Below are 18,479 nucleotides of genomic sequence, written 5' to 3'. Positions count from 1 at the left end.
ACTCTAAGCATCTTAGGATCTCAGTAACTTAAATAAAATGGCAGAAAATAGAAGAGACCTTGTATTAGCAGGATTAGAACCGTTAATTATTACACCTACCAGTGTTTTTGTAAACATTGGGGAACGTACGAATGTAACGGGTTCCAGAAAATTCCTTCGCTTAATCAAGGAAGAGAAATATGATGAGGCACTTGATATTGCAAGACAACAGGTAGAAGGAGGAGCACAAATCATCGATATTAATATGGATGAAGGAATGCTTGATGGAGTTCAGGCAATGACTAAATTTTTGAATTTAATTGCATCAGAACCGGACATTTCGAGAGTACCTATTATGATCGACAGTTCGAAATGGGAAATCATAGAGGCGGGTCTTAAAGTAGTACAGGGGAAAAGCGTTGTAAACTCGATTTCGTTAAAAGAAGGAGAAGAAGCCTTTATTCATCATGCTAAATTAATCAAGCGCTACGGAGCGGCAGCTATAATCATGGCTTTTGACGAAGTGGGTCAGGCTGATAATTATGAGCGAAGAGTTGAAATTTGTCAGCGTTCCTATGATATATTAGTCAACAAAGTTGATTTTCCTCCACAGGATATCATTTTTGATTTGAATATTTTCCCGGTTGCAACCGGAATGGAAGAACACCGTTTGAATGCTCTGGATTTCTTCAGGGGAACAAAATGGGTTCGTGATAACTTACCACATGCACATATTAGTGGGGGAGTAAGTAACGTTTCGTTTTCTTTTAGAGGAAATGACACCGTTCGTGAAGCGATGCACTCGGTATTTTTGTACCATGCAATCAAGAACGGAATGACTATGGGAATCGTGAATCCGGAAATGCTTTCGATTTACGATGACATTCCAAAAGATTTACTGGAACATGTTGAGGACGTAATTCTGGACAGACGTGACGATGCAACCGAACGGCTTTTAGATTTTGCAGAGAATGTAAAAGGAGAAGTAAAATCAGATGAAAAAGCAATTCAGGAATGGCGTTTGGGAACCGTTCAGGAACGTATTACGCACTCACTGGTTAAAGGAGTTGATGCTTTTATTGAAGAAGATGTGGAAGAAGCACGTTTGGCTGCTACAAAACCAATTGAAGTTATCGAAATCAATTTGATGACCGGAATGAATGTCGTGGGAGATTTGTTCGGAAGCGGAAAAATGTTCCTGCCACAGGTAGTAAAATCGGCACGTGTAATGAAAAAAGCCGTAGCGTATTTATTGCCTTACATTGAAGCCAGTAAACAGGCTGGAGACAAACAAGGAAACGGAAAAATCCTGATGGCTACTGTAAAAGGAGACGTTCACGACATTGGTAAAAACATTGTTTCGGTGGTTTTGGCCTGTAACAATTACGAGATTGTAGATCTTGGCGTAATGGTGCCTCCGGAAAAAATTATTGCAGCTGCTATAGAACACAATGTAGATATTATTGGATTAAGCGGATTGATTACGCCTTCGCTTGACGAAATGGTGTATCTGGCCAAAGAACTAGACAAACAAGGAATTAAAATTCCGATTATGATTGGTGGAGCAACCACTTCGCGCGCGCATACAGCCGTGAAAATTGCGCCTCAATATAGAGAAACTGTAATTCACGTAAACGATGCTTCGAGAGCCGTTACTGTTGCAGGAAATTTATTAGATCATAATCGTAAAATATATGCAAGCGATATTCGTGCAGAGTATGATTCTTTTAGAGAAACATTTTTGAATCGTTCGAGAGATAAGAATTTCTTAAGCATTGAAGACGCGCGTAAAAACAAATTACAATTGGATTGGGAAAATTTCAATCCGGTGAAGCCAAATATAATTGGAGAGCAGATTGTTGAAGTCGATTTGGACGTTTTGGTTCCGTATATCGACTGGACACCGTTTTTCAGAACCTGGGAATTGTTTGGAAAATACCCGGCAATATTAACAGATGAGGTTGTAGGGAAAGAAGCGACTTCTGTTTATGCGGATGCACAGGCAATGCTGAAAGTAATTTTGGAAGAGAAAAAACTATCTGCGAAAGGTATTTACGGAATCTTTCCAGCCAATCAGATCAACGATGATGATATTGAATTGACGGATGAAAACGGAAAGCCGCTGCAGACATTTTTGACCTTACGTCAGCAATCACAAAAAACAAAAGGGGCGCCCAATATTGCATTAGCTGATTTTATCGCTCCGAAAGAAAGCGGGAAAGTTGATTATATGGGAGCATTCTGCGTAACAACTGGTTTTGGTGTTGACGAATGGGCAGCTGAATTTGAGAAGGACCTGGACGATTATAATTCGATTATGGTAAAAGCATTAGCGGATCGTTTTGCCGAGGCTTTCGCTGAATATCTTCATGAAAAAATACGTAAAGAAATCTGGGGATATTCATCAGAAGAGAGCTTAACTAACGAAGAAATGATTTCTGAAGAGTACAAAGGAATCCGTCCTGCTCCGGGTTATCCGGCATGTCCTGACCATTTGGAGAAACCAACAATCTGGAAACTTTTAAATGTAGAAAAAGAAATAGGCGTAACATTAACCGAAAGCATGGCGATGTGGCCGGCTTCATCCGTTTCAGGATACTATTTTGGAAATCCGGAAAGTAAATATTTCGGACTTGGGAAAATAAAAGAGGATCAGGTAGTTGACTATGCCAAACGACGCAGTGTTTCAACCGACTATGCAATGAAATGGTTGAACCCTAATATAGCGGATTAATTTGGTTGATGGTTGTTGGTTTTTGGTTGATAGATTTTAACTCAAAGTGCCATCAACCAACAATTATTAACGAAAAACTAAAATGGAATACAGTGAATTGGAAGTTTGGTTGGAAGCTAGGAAATTGGTGAATTTGTTATATGATTCTTCTAAACTGTTTCCAAAAGAAGAATTATTTGGATTGACAAATCAAATGAGAAGAGCTGCGATTTCAATACCTTCAAATATTGCTGAAGGTTGTGGACGTCAGACATCTAAAGATACAATACATTTTCTTCATATTTCAAGAGGATCATTATATGAGTTGGAAACACAATATTATTTAGCACTTGATCAAAATTACATAGATAAAAATAATTTCAATATTGCTTTTGAACAGATTCAAACATGTAAAAAACTATTGAATGGGTTTATTAACTATTATAAAAAATTAATATAGTTGACGGTTGTTATTTTCACCTGCAAAATAAACTATCAACCATCAACCAAAAACTATCAACTATAAAGAATGAAAGTAACAGAACATATAGAAAACGCGAAAGGAAATACATTATTCTCGTTTGAACTTATTCCACCTCAAAAGGGAAAAAGCATTCAGGAATTATATGACAACATCGATCCTTTGATGGAATTTAAACCTCCATTTATCGATGTAACCACTTCGCGCGAAGAGTATATCTATATTGATAAAGGCAACGGACTTTTAGACAAAAAATTAACACGTATGCGTCCGGGAACACTTGGAATTTGTGCTTCTATCAAACATAAATATAATGTAGATACCGTGCCGCATTTGCTTTGTGGCGGTTTCACACAGGAAGAAACCGAATACATGCTGGTAGACTGTCAGTATTTAGGAATCAATAACGTAATGGCACTTCGTGGTGACGCCATGAAAGACGAACAGTCTTTTGTGCCAAAAGCCGGAGGAAATAGGTTTGCGATTGATCTGGTTCGTCAAATCAACGACTTAAACCGCGGAAAATATCTGCATGAAGTGATGGATGCTGATAATAAGGCTGATTTTTGTATTGGTGTTGCGGGTTATCCGGAGAAACATTTAGAATCCCCTTCTTTACAATCTGATTTAAAAAGATTGAAAGAAAAAGTAGATGCAGGAGCCGATTATGTTGTGACACAAATGTTTTTTGACAATGCGAAATACTTTACTTTTGTTGAAAAGGCAAGAGAAATTGGCATCACAATTCCAATTATTCCAGGAATTAAGCCAATTGCGGTTCAAAGACATTTACAGATTTTGCCTCAGATTTTTAGAATCGACCTTCCTGAGGATTTAATTGATGCTGTGGATAAATGTAAAAATAATGCCGAAATCAAGCAAGTCGGAATCGAGTGGGCCATTCAGCAATCATTAGAATTAAAAGCTGCCGGAGTCCCTGTTTTACATTATTATTCAATGGGGAAATCAGAGAATATCCGCCAGATTGCAAGGCAGATTTTTTAAGAGTTTCAGCATAAAGTTTATCGTTTCGACCAAAGGGAGAAATCACAATCACTCGAGTCTCCCTTCGGTTGAAAAGACAAAATTTTACCGATAATTACTTTTTAGGACTAATTTTGAATTTATTTTAAAGACGATGAAAAAAGAAGAATTACAGGCAATAGCCTCTCAGCTAAAGCATCCTACAGGAGAAAAAGGAATAGAAATGGCGAATATGATGCATGAAATCAACATCAATATGACGCGCCATTCCGTTCAAAATCTGCACGTAATATCGGGAAATACAATTTTAGAATTAGGCCACGGAAATGCCGGACATTTAGAGTATGTACTAGAGCAAGCTCAGGATCTGACTTACTACGGACTTGAAATGTCGGAGTTAATGTGTCAGGAAGCACAACAAATTAATGTCGCTTTTGTAGCTAAAAAACAGGCTCACTTTTCTCTTTATAACGGAACCGATATTCCATTTGAAGAAGCCTCTTTTGATAAAATATTCACGGTAAACACCATTTACTTTTGGCAGGAACCGGAGAAGTTACTCTCAGAAATTTACAGAGTTTTAAAACCGGAGGGGACTTTTTGCATCACCTTTGCTGAAGAAAGTTTTATGAAACAGCTTCCTTTTACTCAGTTCGAATTCAATCTTTACAGTACTGAAAAAGCGGAAAGTTTGATTGAGAAAACAGCTTTCCAAGTCGTGCATAAAGAAACGCTGACTGAAAGTGTAAAAAGTAAACTGGGCGAATGGGTAGACAGAGCTTTTACAACTTTGGTATTAGGAAAACGTTGATCTGCTGATCTTCATCACCGTTTTTTTTTAAAATATTTTTATAGATTCGGGAGTAATTTGGCTCCTTGGAATTAAAAAATTGTACAGTTAATTTTAGTACTCCTTTTTTGAGTAATTTAATTGACTTTATTTTATGTTGCTATTTCTGAATGTAATCCTTTAAAATTATGGAGATTAAAAAGATCGATTTTCTAAAAAGTTACAGCAGTATTCTATTGCTTTTAGGTGGAATCCTGCTTGGAAGTATTTTGGGATTGGTTTTCAAGGAAAAAGTTGAGGTCATAAAACCATTGGGAGATATTTTCCTCAACCTGCTCTTTACGGCGATTATCCCTTTAATTTTCTTTACCATTGCGTCTTCAATTGCCAGTTTGGAAAGAACAGAGAAATTGGGTAAATTGTTTGTAATCATGGTTTTGGTTTTTTTAAGCACCGTTTTAATTTCGGCAATCGTAATGATTTTGGCAGTATATCTTTTTCCAATTCATCAGAATATTATAGTGTCTAAAGTCCCGATAGAAAACATCCAATCAGGAAGCATTGGTGAGCAAATAGCACAGCTGGTTACCGTAAATGATTTCTTTGAATTGCTGTCCCGAAAAAGTATGCTGGCACTTATTATTTTTTCTTTTTTAATTGGTTTTGCGAGTCTGCAATCCGGAGAAAAAGGTAGCGCTTTCAGAAGTTTTTTGGATTCAGGTAACGAAGTCATGAAGCAGCTTTTGAACCTCATTATGAAATTGGCTCCAATTGGTTTGGGGGCTTATTTTGCCTATCAGGTTGGAGTTTTTGGCCCGCAATTGTTTGGCGTTTATGCCAAGCCTTTGGGTGTTTATTATGCGGCCTGCATCTTCTATTTCTTTGTGTTTTTTAGTTTGTACGCCTTAGTGGCCGGAGGGAAAAGTGCTTTTGTGGTATTTTGGAGCAATAACATTACGCCGGCTTTAACGGCGGTTGGAACCTGTAGCAGTATTGCCACCATTCCTGCGAATCTGGAAGCCGCTGAGAAGATGAACATTCCTAAGCACGTTCGCAATTTGGTCATTCCGCTTGGAGCGCCCTTGCATAAAGACGGTTCGAGTATGTCTTCTATCCTTAAAATAACCGTTCTTTTTGCCATGTTTGGAAAAGATTTTACGGCACCTTCGACCATACTTTTAGCGCTTGGAATTACCGTAATCGTTTCAATTGTAGAAGGAGGAATTCCAAATGGAGGTTATATCGGAGAAGTTCTGGCCATCACAGTTTACGGACTGCCAATGGAACAAGCCCTGCCAGTTGCCATGATTTTAGGAACTCTGGTCGACCCGATAGCGACTTTGCTAAATGTCAATGGCGATCTCATTTGTTCGATGGTCGTCTCGAGGTTTTCCGAAAAAACGAAGTGGTAGCGGGCTTTCTTCATAACAAAAAAAGGACTTGACATATAGGAGAATCGATTTTAGGATGTGAAATGTGAAATGTAAGATGTGAAAAGAATGTTTAGAAGAAACATATTTTTTTCATGCCGTTTCTGTGTTTTATTAAAAGTGAAACGTCTTTTTTCGGCTGGAAAAATCTATGTTCCTATGTGTTAAAATAAATTATACCCAACGAATTAACTTAAATACTAAAATCAGCGTTAATCTGCTTAACCTGTAAAATCCGTGTGGCAATTTTTAGTAGCAGGGAAGTTTTACAGCTAGGCGTAAAAAAGTAGTTTACAATGAATTCAATACTTCAAAATGATCTCAATGATCTTGAAAACATCCTGGAGAAAACAAAACAGTACGGAATAGCGTTTTTGGACAATCTTGAAAACATTTCCACTTCCAGTAAGAAAACAATTGATCCAACCCGAAAACTAAACGAGACAGGTTTAGGATCCTTAGCAGCTTTAGAAGAGTTTAATCAAAGACTGGCACCCTTGATGGTAGCTTCACCGGGTCCAAGATATTTAGGTTTTGTAACCGGAGGATCTACACCGGCGGCTATTGTGGGAGATTGGCTGTCGACAGTCTATGATCAGAATACGCAGGCGGTAAAAGGCCAGGGAGGGACTTCGGCTTTAATCGAGTTCGAGACTATCCATTTATTGCGACAGTTGTTGGAGTTGCCGGAATCATTTTTAGGAGGATTTGTTACAGGAGCGACAATGTCCAATTTTACCTGTTTGGGTGTGGCAAGACAATGGCTGGGAGCGCAGTTGGGGAAAGACTTTGCTAAAAATGGAATTTCGGAGCCCATAAATATCTTAACTGCGACACCTCATTCTTCATCCATAAAAACATTATCGATGCTGGGGATTGGAAGTAACAATTATACGGTGCTTAAAACCGCAGAAGGTAATAGAGAAGCTATTGATATCGACGACCTGCAGAAGAATATAGAAAGTTTAAATGGAGAGCCATTTATCCTGATTTCGAGCGCGGGAACAGTGAATACAGCCGATTTTGATGATTTTGTGGCTATTGCCAAACTTAGAGAAAAATACAATTTCTGGTGGCATATTGATGCTGCTTTTGGTGGATTTGCTGCGGTTTCTGAAAAATTCAGACATCTTGTGGAAGGATGGGATGGAGCAGACAGTATTACAATTGATTGCCATAAATGGTTAAACGTACCTTATGAAAGCGCTTTTTATTTAATTAAAAAAGAGCATATTGGACTGCAAATCGAAACGTTTCAGAATTCTAATGCCCCTTATTTAGGAAACCCGTTAGAGAATTTTAACTACCTGAACGTATTGCCCGAAAATTCACGCCGATTAAGAGCATTACCGGTTTGGTTCTCTTTACTGGCTTACGGAAAAGAAGGATTTAAAGACATCATAGAGAAAAGTACGGCATTGGCACTGCATTTTGCAAACGCCCTTATCGAAGATGAGAACTTCGAACTGTTGGCTCCAATCCGACTGAATAATGTTTGTTTTACGCTAAGAGGAGAGGACAATCGGGAACATGTAAGTAAATTTTTGACGCATTTAAATGATACCGGAAAAGTATTTATGACACCAACGGTTTACCAAAACCGTAAAGGAATCAGAGCTTCTTTTGTCAATTGGCGTACCACCGAAAATGACATTAGAATCATTATGGAAGAAATAAAAAACACCATTTCAGAGTTGGATATTTAATCCGGTTAACTGAATTTTTGAAGGCCCGATTGCATTGCGATCGGGCTTTTTTTTGTTCTTTTTTGGGATTTTAAAGAAGTGAGTGCTGAAATTTTTAACTTTTACGCGATAAAATATTAATGAAATATTAAGGTAAATTTAATTATTCTTTAAGAATGTACTTGTTCGTTATTTATTCTTAGGTTTAAAAGTTAATTATTATTCTTATTTAGAATAATTAAAAATAGTTTGGAAAAACCCTTTTGAGAGCCTAATTTTGTTGCTAATTTAATTTTCAAACCAAAATTTAACGGATGCAAATAAGTAGATTAATGCTCTTGATCGTCATTTCTTTCACTTCACTTCAGGGGTACTCGCAAAAGAACAAAGTAAATTTAACCGGAGTTATTATGACTCATTTGGGGAAAACTGCCGAAGGAGTTTCGGTTGCTTTAAAAGGAACGGAATACAGAACCCTAACCAACAATAAAGGAGAATATAAAATTAGTGCCGAATCGGGAGATTATATTTTGCTCGTTACTCATGTAGGGTATAAAACAACCGAATCGGCAATTTTTTTGAAGCAGGGAGGAAAACCAACTCAAAATATTACTATGGAAGAAGATATGGCTACTTTAAATGAAGTTGCCGTGACAGGAAAGTCCAAAGTCCAAAGAGCACGTGAGCAGGCTTACAATATTACTGCCATAGATTTAAAGAAAACCTATAATACGTCTGCTGATTTGAATCAGGTTTTGAATAAAACAACTGGAGTTCGCATTCGTGAATATGGAGGATTGGGATCGGCATTTAATTTTTCGCTGAATGGTTTCTCCGGCAATCAGGTTAGATTCTTTCTAGACGGAGTGCCTATGGACAGCTATGGTTCAGCACTTACACTGAATAACATTCCGGTAAATATGGCCGAACGAATTGATGTTTACAAAGGAGTCGTTCCTATAGAATTGGGAGCAGATGCGCTGGGTGGTGCTGTGAATATTGTTACCAACAAAAATGTAAACCGCTACATCGATGCTTCTTACAGTTATGGTTCGTTTAACACCCATAGAGCCGCAATAAATACCAGATTCTCGGGCAGAGATGGTTTTATCGCCAACATTAACGCTTTTGCAAATTATGCCGACAACGATTATAAAGTAGATGTAAGCGTGGTGGATAAAAACACCTCGAAATTTTTGCCGGAACAAAAATACAAGCACTTTCATGATGCTTATAAATCCGGGACTATAATGGCCGAAGCCGGGTTTAAAAACAAAAGTTTTGCCGATTATCTGCTTGTTGGTTTTGCGGTAGCCGGTAACAAAAAGGAAATTCAACAGGGAAGAACAATGCAAAAAGTCGTAGGGCAGGCCTTTACAGATAGTCAAAGTTTCATTACCTCTCTGAAATTCAAAAAAAGTGATCTTTTTACCAAGGGATTGTCTTTGAGTGTTAACAGTACTTATGCTTTAGTCAATAACCGTTCTGTAGATACTTCTTCCAGAGTATACGACTGGACAGGCAATTATGTGTACCGACAATTTGCCGGATCCAATGATAAGGGGGAGCTAGGAAATAAAACCCTGTACGTTTATGATGAGACCAATTCGCAGGTTACAACAAATCTAAAATACCAGTTAAATGACCAGCATTCTTTGGCGGTTAACTACTCTTACTTAGGATACAAACGTAAAGAAACAAATGAATACTTAAGAGTTGTTGAACTGGGGGAACCCACTATTGATAAAAACATACTGGGACTGAGTTACAATTTTAGTGGTCTCGATAACCGATTGGCAATTTCGGGTTTTGGAAAAATGTTTGATTTGGCCACTCAAATGATTGCTAACAATGTAACGCAATCTTCATCGTCGACCAATTATGGTTATGGTGCAACTTCAGCCTACCATTTGTCCGAACAATTTCAAATTAAAGGGTCTTATGAGCATGCTTATCGTTTGCCATCGGCTACAGAAATGCTGGGTGACGGGTTGACCATAAACAGTAACATCGGATTAAAACCGGAAAGTAGTGACAATGCCAATCTGGGGCTGGCTTTTAATACACAGAACAGCAAAAATCACTTTAATGCCGAAACGAGTATCATTTACAGAGAAGCAAAAGATTTTATCAGAGAAAGACAAGAGGGTGACAAAACCGTTTATGAAAACCTTCAAAACGTACAAGTAACAGGTGTTGACGGTGTTTTGAGATACGGGTACAAAGACTTCGTAAATTTTGAGGTGAACGGAACCTATCAAAAAAGCCTCAATAAAAACAGATTCAAAACGGGAACGACCAGCCCCGATGCCTTGTATAATGCACAATTGCCCAACGTTCCAATCTTCTACGGAAACGCTGATCTGACGTTTAATTTTAAAAATATCAAATATCAGGACGATAAACTTTCTTTAAACGTAAGTGCCAATTATATCGATGCTTTTTACCTAACATGGCCGGTATTAGGAAGTTTGGAAACTAAAAAAGCAATTCCGGAGCAATTTACACAAAATGCTATGGTGGCTTATTCTTTCCTGCACGGCAAGTACAATCTGGCTTTCGAGTGTCGAAATATTACCGATATAAAGGTGTACGACTACTTTAAGGTTCAAAAACCGGGACGCGCTTTTTCAGTGAAGTTCAGATACTTTCTGCAGTAATTCAATTTTAATAATAACCCTTAATAATTATAATCATGTTTGTAAACAAATTCGCAAAATGCTTTGCATTGGCTTTTCTGTCATTATCTACCTTTTCATGCAGCAGTGATGATTCGTCTAAAGATGAAACACCAGCTGTAAATGGAACTAAATATGTTGCATCATACTGGTTGGCCGATTATACGCAGTATATATTGGATTTTAATTCTATAGATCAGTTAATGACCGGAGAAATTAGTGCAAAAGGAGTTGGAATCGAGCAGGAAGGAAGCTGTTTTCCGGTGAGTAATACCTTTTTTGCTCTAAGTACAGGTGATGAAGGCTCAGTATCGTTTCGTTTAAACAATACAGGAAAATTAGCAGCAGGAGATAAACTTTCTTTCGAGTCTTCTTATGCAGTTGGTTATACCGACGATAAAAAAATGATCAATATTGGTGCAACCTGGGACGGTAGTTCATCCGATTATGAATTGATGATTTACAACCCCGCTACTGTTTCTATCGATGGACGTAAGTTTAACGATTTTAGCGTTAATCCGGCAAACAAAAAAATATTGTACTGGCCAACAGGAGCTGCAGTTTCAGGAGATAAACTTTTCGTTCCGGTTTATACGAAAGATGTTAGTGACGGAAGCAATAAAGTATTGTCATCTGATGCTACGGTAAGAGTTTACAAATACCCTTCTTTAGAATATGTAAGTACCATAAAAGATGCAAGAACAACCGCAATTGGACTTTACTATACCAATACCGGAATTGTTCAGACAGAATCCGGAGATGTTTATACGTTCTCTTCAAATGCCCGTGCCGGAGGGTATCCTGTTACAGGTGTTTCTTCAGGAGTTTTACGTATTAGAAAAGGGGATGCTAAGTTTGATCCAGGTTACTTTTTTGATCTTCAGTCTAGTACGCTAAAAGGAAAAGTGCTTGCTGCGTATCCTTTAGGAGGAGAGAAAGTTTTCATTTCCTATATTCCTACCGAAGTTGATGCTGCCAATTCTGTGTACAGTTTCCTTAACACAAAAACAATTTTCAAGTCGGCAATACTTGATTTATCTGCCAAAACAATTTTAGCCGTTACCGGATTGCCTGATCATGGAGGAGATGAATTCTTCGGATTGGGAAGTATGTTTGTGGAAAACGGAAAAGCCTACAAAAGTTTTGTAACAGGAGAACAGGCTCGTGTATACCAAATTGACATTGCAACCGGTGCTGCAAAAGCCGGAGCACTTATTAAAGAAGGTCTTTACTTGCCTTCAATTGGTAAACTTACCTACTAAATTAATGCCCCTTTAAACGGTTTGAGGATTTATAAACAATCCTCAAACCGTTTTGTTTATAAATCCTGTCCTAGTTTCTAATTATTATTGTAATGAATATTTTTAAAAGTCGTACCGGCAAGCCGCCCAATAAAGGAAAATCACGTTTTAGTAAAATCAATGCCTGGCTGCACTTATGGCTGGGACTTGCTTCAGGAATAATTGTATTTATCATGGCAATTACGGGTTGTATATTGGTTTTTGAGCATGAAATCAAACAGCTTACCTCGCCCTGGCTCAACGTTGAGGCGCAAAGTCCGGAGCGATTGTTGCCTCCTTCCCAAATTTATGCAGCTGTTCAAAAAGTATTGCCCAACAAAGAAATCCATGGGGTCTGGTATAATGGTTTAGACAAATCAGTTAAGGTCGATATCGAATCGGATTCGTTGATTTATGTGAATCCTTATAATGGCAAAATTACCGGAATGGTAGATCATGAAGATTTTTTTCATATTATCGATGAAGGACATCGAAATCTTTGGCTGGAACGGGATATTGGGGCACAGATAACGGCCTGGGCAACCTTTATCTTTTTCTTTTTACTGATAAGCGGACTTATATTATGGTTTCCGAAAAAATGGAACAAAACAACCCTTAATAGCAGTTTTAAAGTAAAGTGGGACGCTAAGTTTAAACGTCTTAACTATGATTTGCACAATGTAATGGGGTTTTATGTACTCATTCTGGCCTTGCTAATCTCGTTTACCGGATTGTTAATGAGTTTTCATTGGTTAAGAGAAAGTACTTACTGGATTAGTGGTGGATGGGAAGAAGTAAAAGAACAAACCGTTTCGGTTGCAAAGCCTCTGTCTAAGCCCCAATTGGACAAGCTGGCCGCTGCCGATTTTATTTGGAAAAAGGTTCGGACAGAAATTGCCCAGGAAAATAAAGAAGCGGTCATCATTCATTTTCCCGATGATCCTAAAGATGATTTTTACGCCTGTACGGACATGTACAAAGGCATTTGGAGAGATTTGTATTTTGACTCCAAAACGCTTGAATTACTTCCAAAATCAGAAAAATATATTGGTAATGAACGTTTTTCGGATTGGTTGATGCGATCGAATTACAGTCTTCATATTGGTGCAATAGGAGGATTGTCGACCAAGATCATTTATTTCACTGCCAGTTTAATCTGTGCGAGTTTGCCCGTTACCGGATTTTATATTTGGTGGGGAAGAAAGAAAAAACAAAAATCAAAAGGGTAAATCCGTTTGATTCTAATTGTTTAATGTTGGTTAGTTTCCTTAAAGTCTTTTGTGTGAAGTAAGATTCCTCAAAAGACTTTTTTTTTGCTTTGTGGGACTTCGACTTCGCTCAGTCTGACAAAGTTCTTAATATCATTTTCAAGGTCTTTTTACTTGTGGCAGTGTGCTACAGGATAAATAATCTCAACAAGATGATAAGTGCCAGAAAATTAAACTTTGCGTCTCTGCGTCTTTGCGAGCAAAAAATACTATGCCTGCTTTGCGGTTGACCCCGCAACCTCAAGACTTTTTTACTTGCGGCAGTATGCTGCAGGATAAATAATCTCAACAAGATATTAAGTGTCAGAAAATTAAACTCTGCGTCTTTGCGTCTTTGCGAGCAAAAATACTATACTTGCTTGCTTTACGGTTAACCCCACAAACAAAAAGAGCCTGCTAACTACAACAGGCTCTTTCATTCAAAAAAAAAACAAAAACAAGGAAACTAAAGATCCAAAATATTATATTCTGTACGTAAAGGCTATAGTAGCAATACGGTTGTCGAGATCGTATCTTTTATTGATGCTCGTTTGCGCTATAACCGAATTGATGTGAAAATTATTAGTATTAAAAATGTCTGTAATATTAAGTTTGATATTTCCTTTTTTAGCCAGCACCTGTTTTGAGATACCAATACTAAAATCAAAAAAAGCATCTCTTTCATAAATCCCAAGATTAGATTTTGACTGGTATTGTGCGTTGGCTTCGGCTTTCAAGCTTTCGGTAATCGTAAACGAGTTCTGAACACTTAGGTTTAAAGTAACAATTGGATCAATTTTATCCGTATTTACCACATTCCCCATAAATCTATTCTCGAAAATATTGAAAAGAGTATTCACTGACCACCATTTGTAAATTTCGGCTGTATTGGTAATATTTACACCATAATTGTACGATTTGTCCACGTTTATTTGGGATGTCACAGTAGTATTATTGGCAGGATTATAATCGTAAACCTCTGTAAAAACATCTTTGGTTTTACTGAAATACAGCGAAGCCATAAAAGCACTTTTCCAGGCATATCCAATTTCTGTAGAATGTGTAATCTCCGGAACCAAATTCGGATTCCCCTGTGAATAGTTGAATGAATCATCGTAAAAACGAAACGGATTAAGATCAAACTGACTCGGTCTGTTGATTCTTTTACTGTAGGAGGCGTGCAAGGAATGGTCGTTGCTTAGCTCATATTTCAAAGAAACACTTGGGAACCATTTTAAATAATCGTCTTTGTGCGCTTCATTTAAGGTCTTCTGTAAAATATTTATGGCAGTATATTCCGTTCTTAAACCTCCCTGAATATTGAAATTCTCCAATTGGTATTTATAATTGGCGTAAGCGGCATAAATTTGCTCTTTGTACTCAAAATGATTAGTAGAGTTAAGGTCAACGATCCACTGATTGTTGTTGTAATATTCATAAACCGATGGGTTGTCATTGTTTTTCACACTGGCTTTAACTCCCCATTCGATCGATTGTTTTTCCTTTAGCGGATTGACGAAATCAATTTTTCCTGTAAAAACACGCAATTGCGACGGAATAAAGCCTCTACGATCATTCACAGCTATAGCTGCGGGATTTGTATTTTTGGCACTCTGAAACTGATTCGATCTGAACTTTGATGTCTCATACTCAAAATCAAACGACATGTTTTTTCCTTCGGTATTAAATTTATGAACTCCTGAAAAGCCATACGTATAATCATTCCACTTTTCTTTACTGTCGTTGAAGGTTATAGCATCAAATTGTACCTGATTTGAAGTATTTAGCAATGTATTTCTACCGTTAGCGATGTTCTCGTAACGCCCCAGTTTGGCATCAATATAAACTTCTAAATTCGTTTTAGGAGAAACTTCGTAGGTAGTTCCAATTTTAAAATTATTAGAAGTCAGTGGTTCATCTGTAAACGAGGTCTGATGGTTTTTTGTTGAAATAGTTTGACGGGTGTTGTCTGTGTATTGAATCTGATCAAATTCTTTGCGTTCTTCCTCACCTCTGAAAGTGTAGCTGTAATTTCCGTAAACGCCAAACTTATCTTTGTTGTAACTCAGGTTTACGCCTGAATTTGTTCTGTTTTTACGGCCTCTTCCATAGTTGGTAAATGCCGTTCCTTTAAGTCCGCCCACATTAGGTTTTTTAAGAATAATATTAATGATTCCGGCCTTTCCGGTGGCATCGTATTTTGAAGAAGGATTGGTGATCACCTCAATTTGTTTGATATTGGATGAGGTTGTAGACTTTAGGTAATTCGCTAGTTCCTTTTGCGAAAGTTGCGTTAATTTACCATTAATCATTACCCCGACACCTTGTTGTCCACGAATGGATAACTCTCCGTCCTGTGATACCACAACACCGGGAGCGCGTGATAAGACGTCTAAAGCGGTACCGCCTTCAGAAACAATGCTATTTTCGACATTAAAAACCAATCGATCTGATTTTTGAGTATATAAAACCTTCTTTTTTGTAATTACAATTTCATCCAATGCATTGATCGAGGTTTCGACGATGCTGTCTCTTCCTTTTTCTGTCTGCGAGTATCCGTAGACCGAAAATGCGAGTACAATAGATGTTATAATATGCTTCATGATGTTTGTAATGTTTTTTGCAATGGGGATTTAAAGTAATTTGGTAATCTGGACGGATAAGCAGTAGCCAATATTTTTTGCCAGATGCGCTTTACTGTAAAACGAGTTGTTCGAGTTTGTCAGAAAGCATGTTTTGAAGAAGTGACAAGCGGTTTGATAACTTGTAAATTGTGGTTTTTATTGGAAGGATTGTGGAAAACATAGGAGTGATATTTGATTTCAGTTGTCAAATATAATACTATTTATATTAAGTCTAAATAAATATAGTTAAAATTTACGACAAATATTTTAACTGCTTAGTTTTTAAGGTTTTTTATTTTTGATAAAAAGCGTAAAATAGAAAAGAATAAAGGTGATTTACTGAAGAAGTCAATAAAAGTAGGGCTTCATGGCTTTTTAGAAAAGTGTGGAGAGACAGTATAAAAAAGAAAACCAATTTATTCTAAAGTAGAATAAATTGGTTTTTATCTTTAAAATGAAGCTGAGAGCGGAAGGTTTATTTTGTAATTTCTCTAAAAACGGCTTCCAGATTTTTATTCTTCTGATTTAGTTGTAGTGTTTTTAAACCATTTTCGTTGGCAAAATCAAAAATAGCGGGGCGCATGTCTTTTTCGGAAACAAAAGTCAGCTCCCAGGTCATATCGTGAGTGTTTTTATAAGCAGTAATATTTTCAAGTTTTGCTAAAAGCTGTTCTTCGATTTGATAATCAAATTCAACTTCAATCACTTGCGCTTTATCTTCAGAAACCAGGTGGTCTAATTTTTTATCGGCAACAATTTGTCCTTTGTCAATAATTATGACACGATCGCAAATGGCTTCTACCTCTTGCATAATATGAGTAGACAAAAAAACGGTTTTATTTTTCCCTACATTTTTAATTACATTTCGAATTTCCATCAACTGATTGGGGTCCAGTCCAGTAGTAGGTTCGTCCAGAATTAAAACTTCCGGATCGTGCAGTAAAGCGTTGGCAAGGCCCACACGCTGGCGGTATCCTTTAGACAATTGCCCTATCTTTTTATGACTTTCACCTGACAGTCCTGTCAGTTGAATGACTTCTTCAATTCTTGATTTTGGAACTTGATAAACATTGGCATTAAAAGCCAAATATTCACGAACATACAAATCTAAATACAATGGATTGTGTTCCGGTAAATAGCCAATAGAACGTTGAACTGCTTTCGCATCCGTCATGACATCGTGACCGTTTACAAGGGCTGAGCCATTATCTGCCAACAAATAGGTGGTCAAAATTTTCATTAAAGTAGATTTTCCTGCTCCGTTTGGACCAAGAAATCCGACGATTTCTCCTTTTTCAATAGAGAATGAAATTCCGTTTAACGCTTTTTGAGTTCCGTAACTTTTTGATATGTTGTTTACTGCTATCGACATGACTTTTTATTTGCTACAAAAGTAAACAGAAATACGCTCGATTGCTACATTTTTGTCTTTTAAAGAAATCATAAAAAAAACATAAAAGCCAGTCGTTGCGGCATCGTTCTTGTTAAAGGGATATCAAATTTAAAATAATTTATAATGAAAAAAATGTTGGTGGTTCTTGCATTAGCTATGGTTAGCTTTGCAAACGCACAAAAAGGAACAATCTTAGTTGGTGGTGGTATTGGTTACAAGTCTCAAACCAAAACTTTAGGAAACAATGAGGTTAAAACGAATGAATTTGATTTTTCTCCAAAAGTAGGTTACCAATTTCACGACAACTGGACTGTAGGGGGTGAGGCTTCTTTTGGTTCAAGCAAAACGGAGCAAGGAGTAAACGAAGTGAAACACAACACTACTAAATTAGGTGCGTTTTTACGTTACACTATGCCATTGAACCAAACTTTCGCTTTCTTCGCTGAATTGGGAACTGGTTTTCAAAGTGCAAAAGACAAAACGTACACAGGGTCACTTACTTCAACTGCTAAAGCAGATGGTATGTACATTGGTATAACACCAGCTCTTTTCATCGATATGAAAAAAGGTTTTGGTTTAAACTTTAATATCGGTGGTTTAGGTTACAACACCTTAAACTATGATAACAACGGACCAGAAGTTAAAAACTTCGATTTTAATTTTGGTAGAACATTTAACATTGGAGTTTCTAAAAACTTCTAGTCTTAAATACTATTCAATTTCAGAAAAGCATCCGCCGCGGCGGATGCTTTTTTTTTAACCTTGAAATAAATGTTCTTATTTCTGTTTAATGACATTGTTGAAAATTTCATTTATTTTAGAAGAAAAACTGCATTCATTAATAGAATTTGGAACTATTAAAACATAATAAAAAAGTTCATCAAACACTAAATTAATTTCTTGAGGATTAAAATCTCTAACACCATCAAATTCAAATAAAGATGCTACTCCATTTAAATTAGTAACTTTAGCCTGAACGGAGAAACAACCCTCAGTATTAATATCGTTATTATATCCATTACTCATGTGTAAATCATAGATCTCTTTGTTTTTGAAAAAAAACAAGGATTCTTCATTCTCCCATATCGAATATTCGTAAAGAAAATTAATTTTAGAAGCTTCAGTTTTTAGAAGCTCGAATAAAATTTTTATAGGCTTATTAGAGTAAAAATAATAATATGTACCTGTCCATTCC

Annotated in this window: 13 protein-coding genes; 10 read left to right on the top strand and 3 right to left on the bottom strand. The window is 37.0% G+C overall.

From position 1 onward, the window contains the following. Positions 1-37 precede the first annotated feature (37 nt). The 9 genes from metH to FLA105534_RS12765 all read left to right on the top strand — a co-directional run bounded on the left by metH (position 38) and on the right by FLA105534_RS12765 (position 13,249). On the top strand, positions 38-2,713 hold the full coding sequence (metH, locus tag FLA105534_RS12805; protein WP_173966519.1) for a methionine synthase: 2,676 nt from the start codon (positions 38-40) through the stop codon (positions 2,711-2,713). A gap of 82 nt (positions 2,714-2,795) precedes the next feature. Beyond that, positions 2,796-3,152, top strand: coding sequence for a four helix bundle protein (locus tag FLA105534_RS12800; RefSeq protein ID WP_173966518.1), 357 nt, complete (start codon positions 2,796-2,798; stop codon positions 3,150-3,152). A gap of 69 nt (positions 3,153-3,221) precedes the next feature. Next, positions 3,222-4,178, top strand: a complete 957-nt coding sequence (gene metF, locus FLA105534_RS12795; protein ID WP_173966517.1) for a methylenetetrahydrofolate reductase [NAD(P)H] — start codon at positions 3,222-3,224, stop codon at positions 4,176-4,178. Positions 4,179-4,311: 133 nt separating this feature from the next. Continuing rightward, the gene (locus FLA105534_RS12790; protein WP_173966516.1) at positions 4,312-4,968 is read left to right on the top strand and encodes a class I SAM-dependent methyltransferase; all 657 of its coding nucleotides are present in this window, start codon (positions 4,312-4,314) and stop codon (positions 4,966-4,968) included. Between the two features lie 167 nt (positions 4,969-5,135). Then, on the top strand, positions 5,136-6,359 hold the full coding sequence (locus FLA105534_RS12785; RefSeq protein ID WP_173966515.1) for a dicarboxylate/amino acid:cation symporter: 1,224 nt from the start codon (positions 5,136-5,138) through the stop codon (positions 6,357-6,359). A 314-nt stretch (positions 6,360-6,673) separates the two neighbouring features. Further along, on the top strand, positions 6,674-8,083 hold the full coding sequence (locus FLA105534_RS12780) for a pyridoxal phosphate-dependent decarboxylase family protein (RefSeq protein ID WP_173966514.1): 1,410 nt from the start codon (positions 6,674-6,676) through the stop codon (positions 8,081-8,083). 293 nt (positions 8,084-8,376) lie between these two features. Beyond that, complete coding sequence (locus FLA105534_RS12775; protein WP_246253238.1) at positions 8,377-10,722, top strand: TonB-dependent receptor domain-containing protein; 2,346 nt, start codon at positions 8,377-8,379, stop codon at positions 10,720-10,722. Between the two features lie 35 nt (positions 10,723-10,757). Then, a complete protein-coding gene (locus FLA105534_RS12770; protein WP_173966513.1) occupies positions 10,758-12,002 on the top strand; it encodes a DUF4374 domain-containing protein in 1,245 nt (414 codons plus the stop codon). Between the two features lie 92 nt (positions 12,003-12,094). Further along, positions 12,095-13,249, top strand: coding sequence for a PepSY-associated TM helix domain-containing protein (locus FLA105534_RS12765; protein ID WP_173966512.1), 1,155 nt, complete (start codon positions 12,095-12,097; stop codon positions 13,247-13,249). 500 nt (positions 13,250-13,749) lie between these two features. Here the strand turns inward: FLA105534_RS12765 and FLA105534_RS12760 are convergent, their stop codons facing one another. Both FLA105534_RS12760 and gldA read right to left on the bottom strand, forming a co-directional pair. Then, entirely contained in the window at positions 13,750-15,870 is a 2,121-nt protein-coding gene (locus tag FLA105534_RS12760; protein WP_173966511.1) for an outer membrane beta-barrel family protein, read from the bottom strand. Positions 15,871-16,366: 496 nt separating this feature from the next. Beyond that, positions 16,367-17,263, bottom strand: a complete 897-nt coding sequence (gene gldA, locus FLA105534_RS12755) for a gliding motility-associated ABC transporter ATP-binding subunit GldA (RefSeq protein ID WP_173966510.1) — start codon at positions 17,261-17,263, stop codon at positions 16,367-16,369. Positions 17,264-17,407: 144 nt separating this feature from the next. Between gldA and FLA105534_RS12750 the strand changes: the two genes are divergently transcribed. Next, the gene (locus FLA105534_RS12750; protein WP_173966509.1) at positions 17,408-17,986 is read left to right on the top strand and encodes an outer membrane beta-barrel protein; all 579 of its coding nucleotides are present in this window, start codon (positions 17,408-17,410) and stop codon (positions 17,984-17,986) included. Between the two features lie 75 nt (positions 17,987-18,061). On the opposite strand, the gene FLA105534_RS12745 is transcribed toward FLA105534_RS12750, so the two are convergent. Next, a partial coding sequence (locus tag FLA105534_RS12745) for a hypothetical protein (protein ID WP_173966508.1) occupies positions 18,062-18,479 on the bottom strand: 418 nt, incomplete at its 5' end.

Source organism: Flavobacterium collinsii (genome assembly GCF_902804485.1).
Taxonomy (GTDB): Bacteria; Bacteroidota; Bacteroidia; order Flavobacteriales; family Flavobacteriaceae; genus Flavobacterium; species Flavobacterium collinsii.
This window is presented reverse-complemented; position numbering and strand designations above follow the sequence as displayed.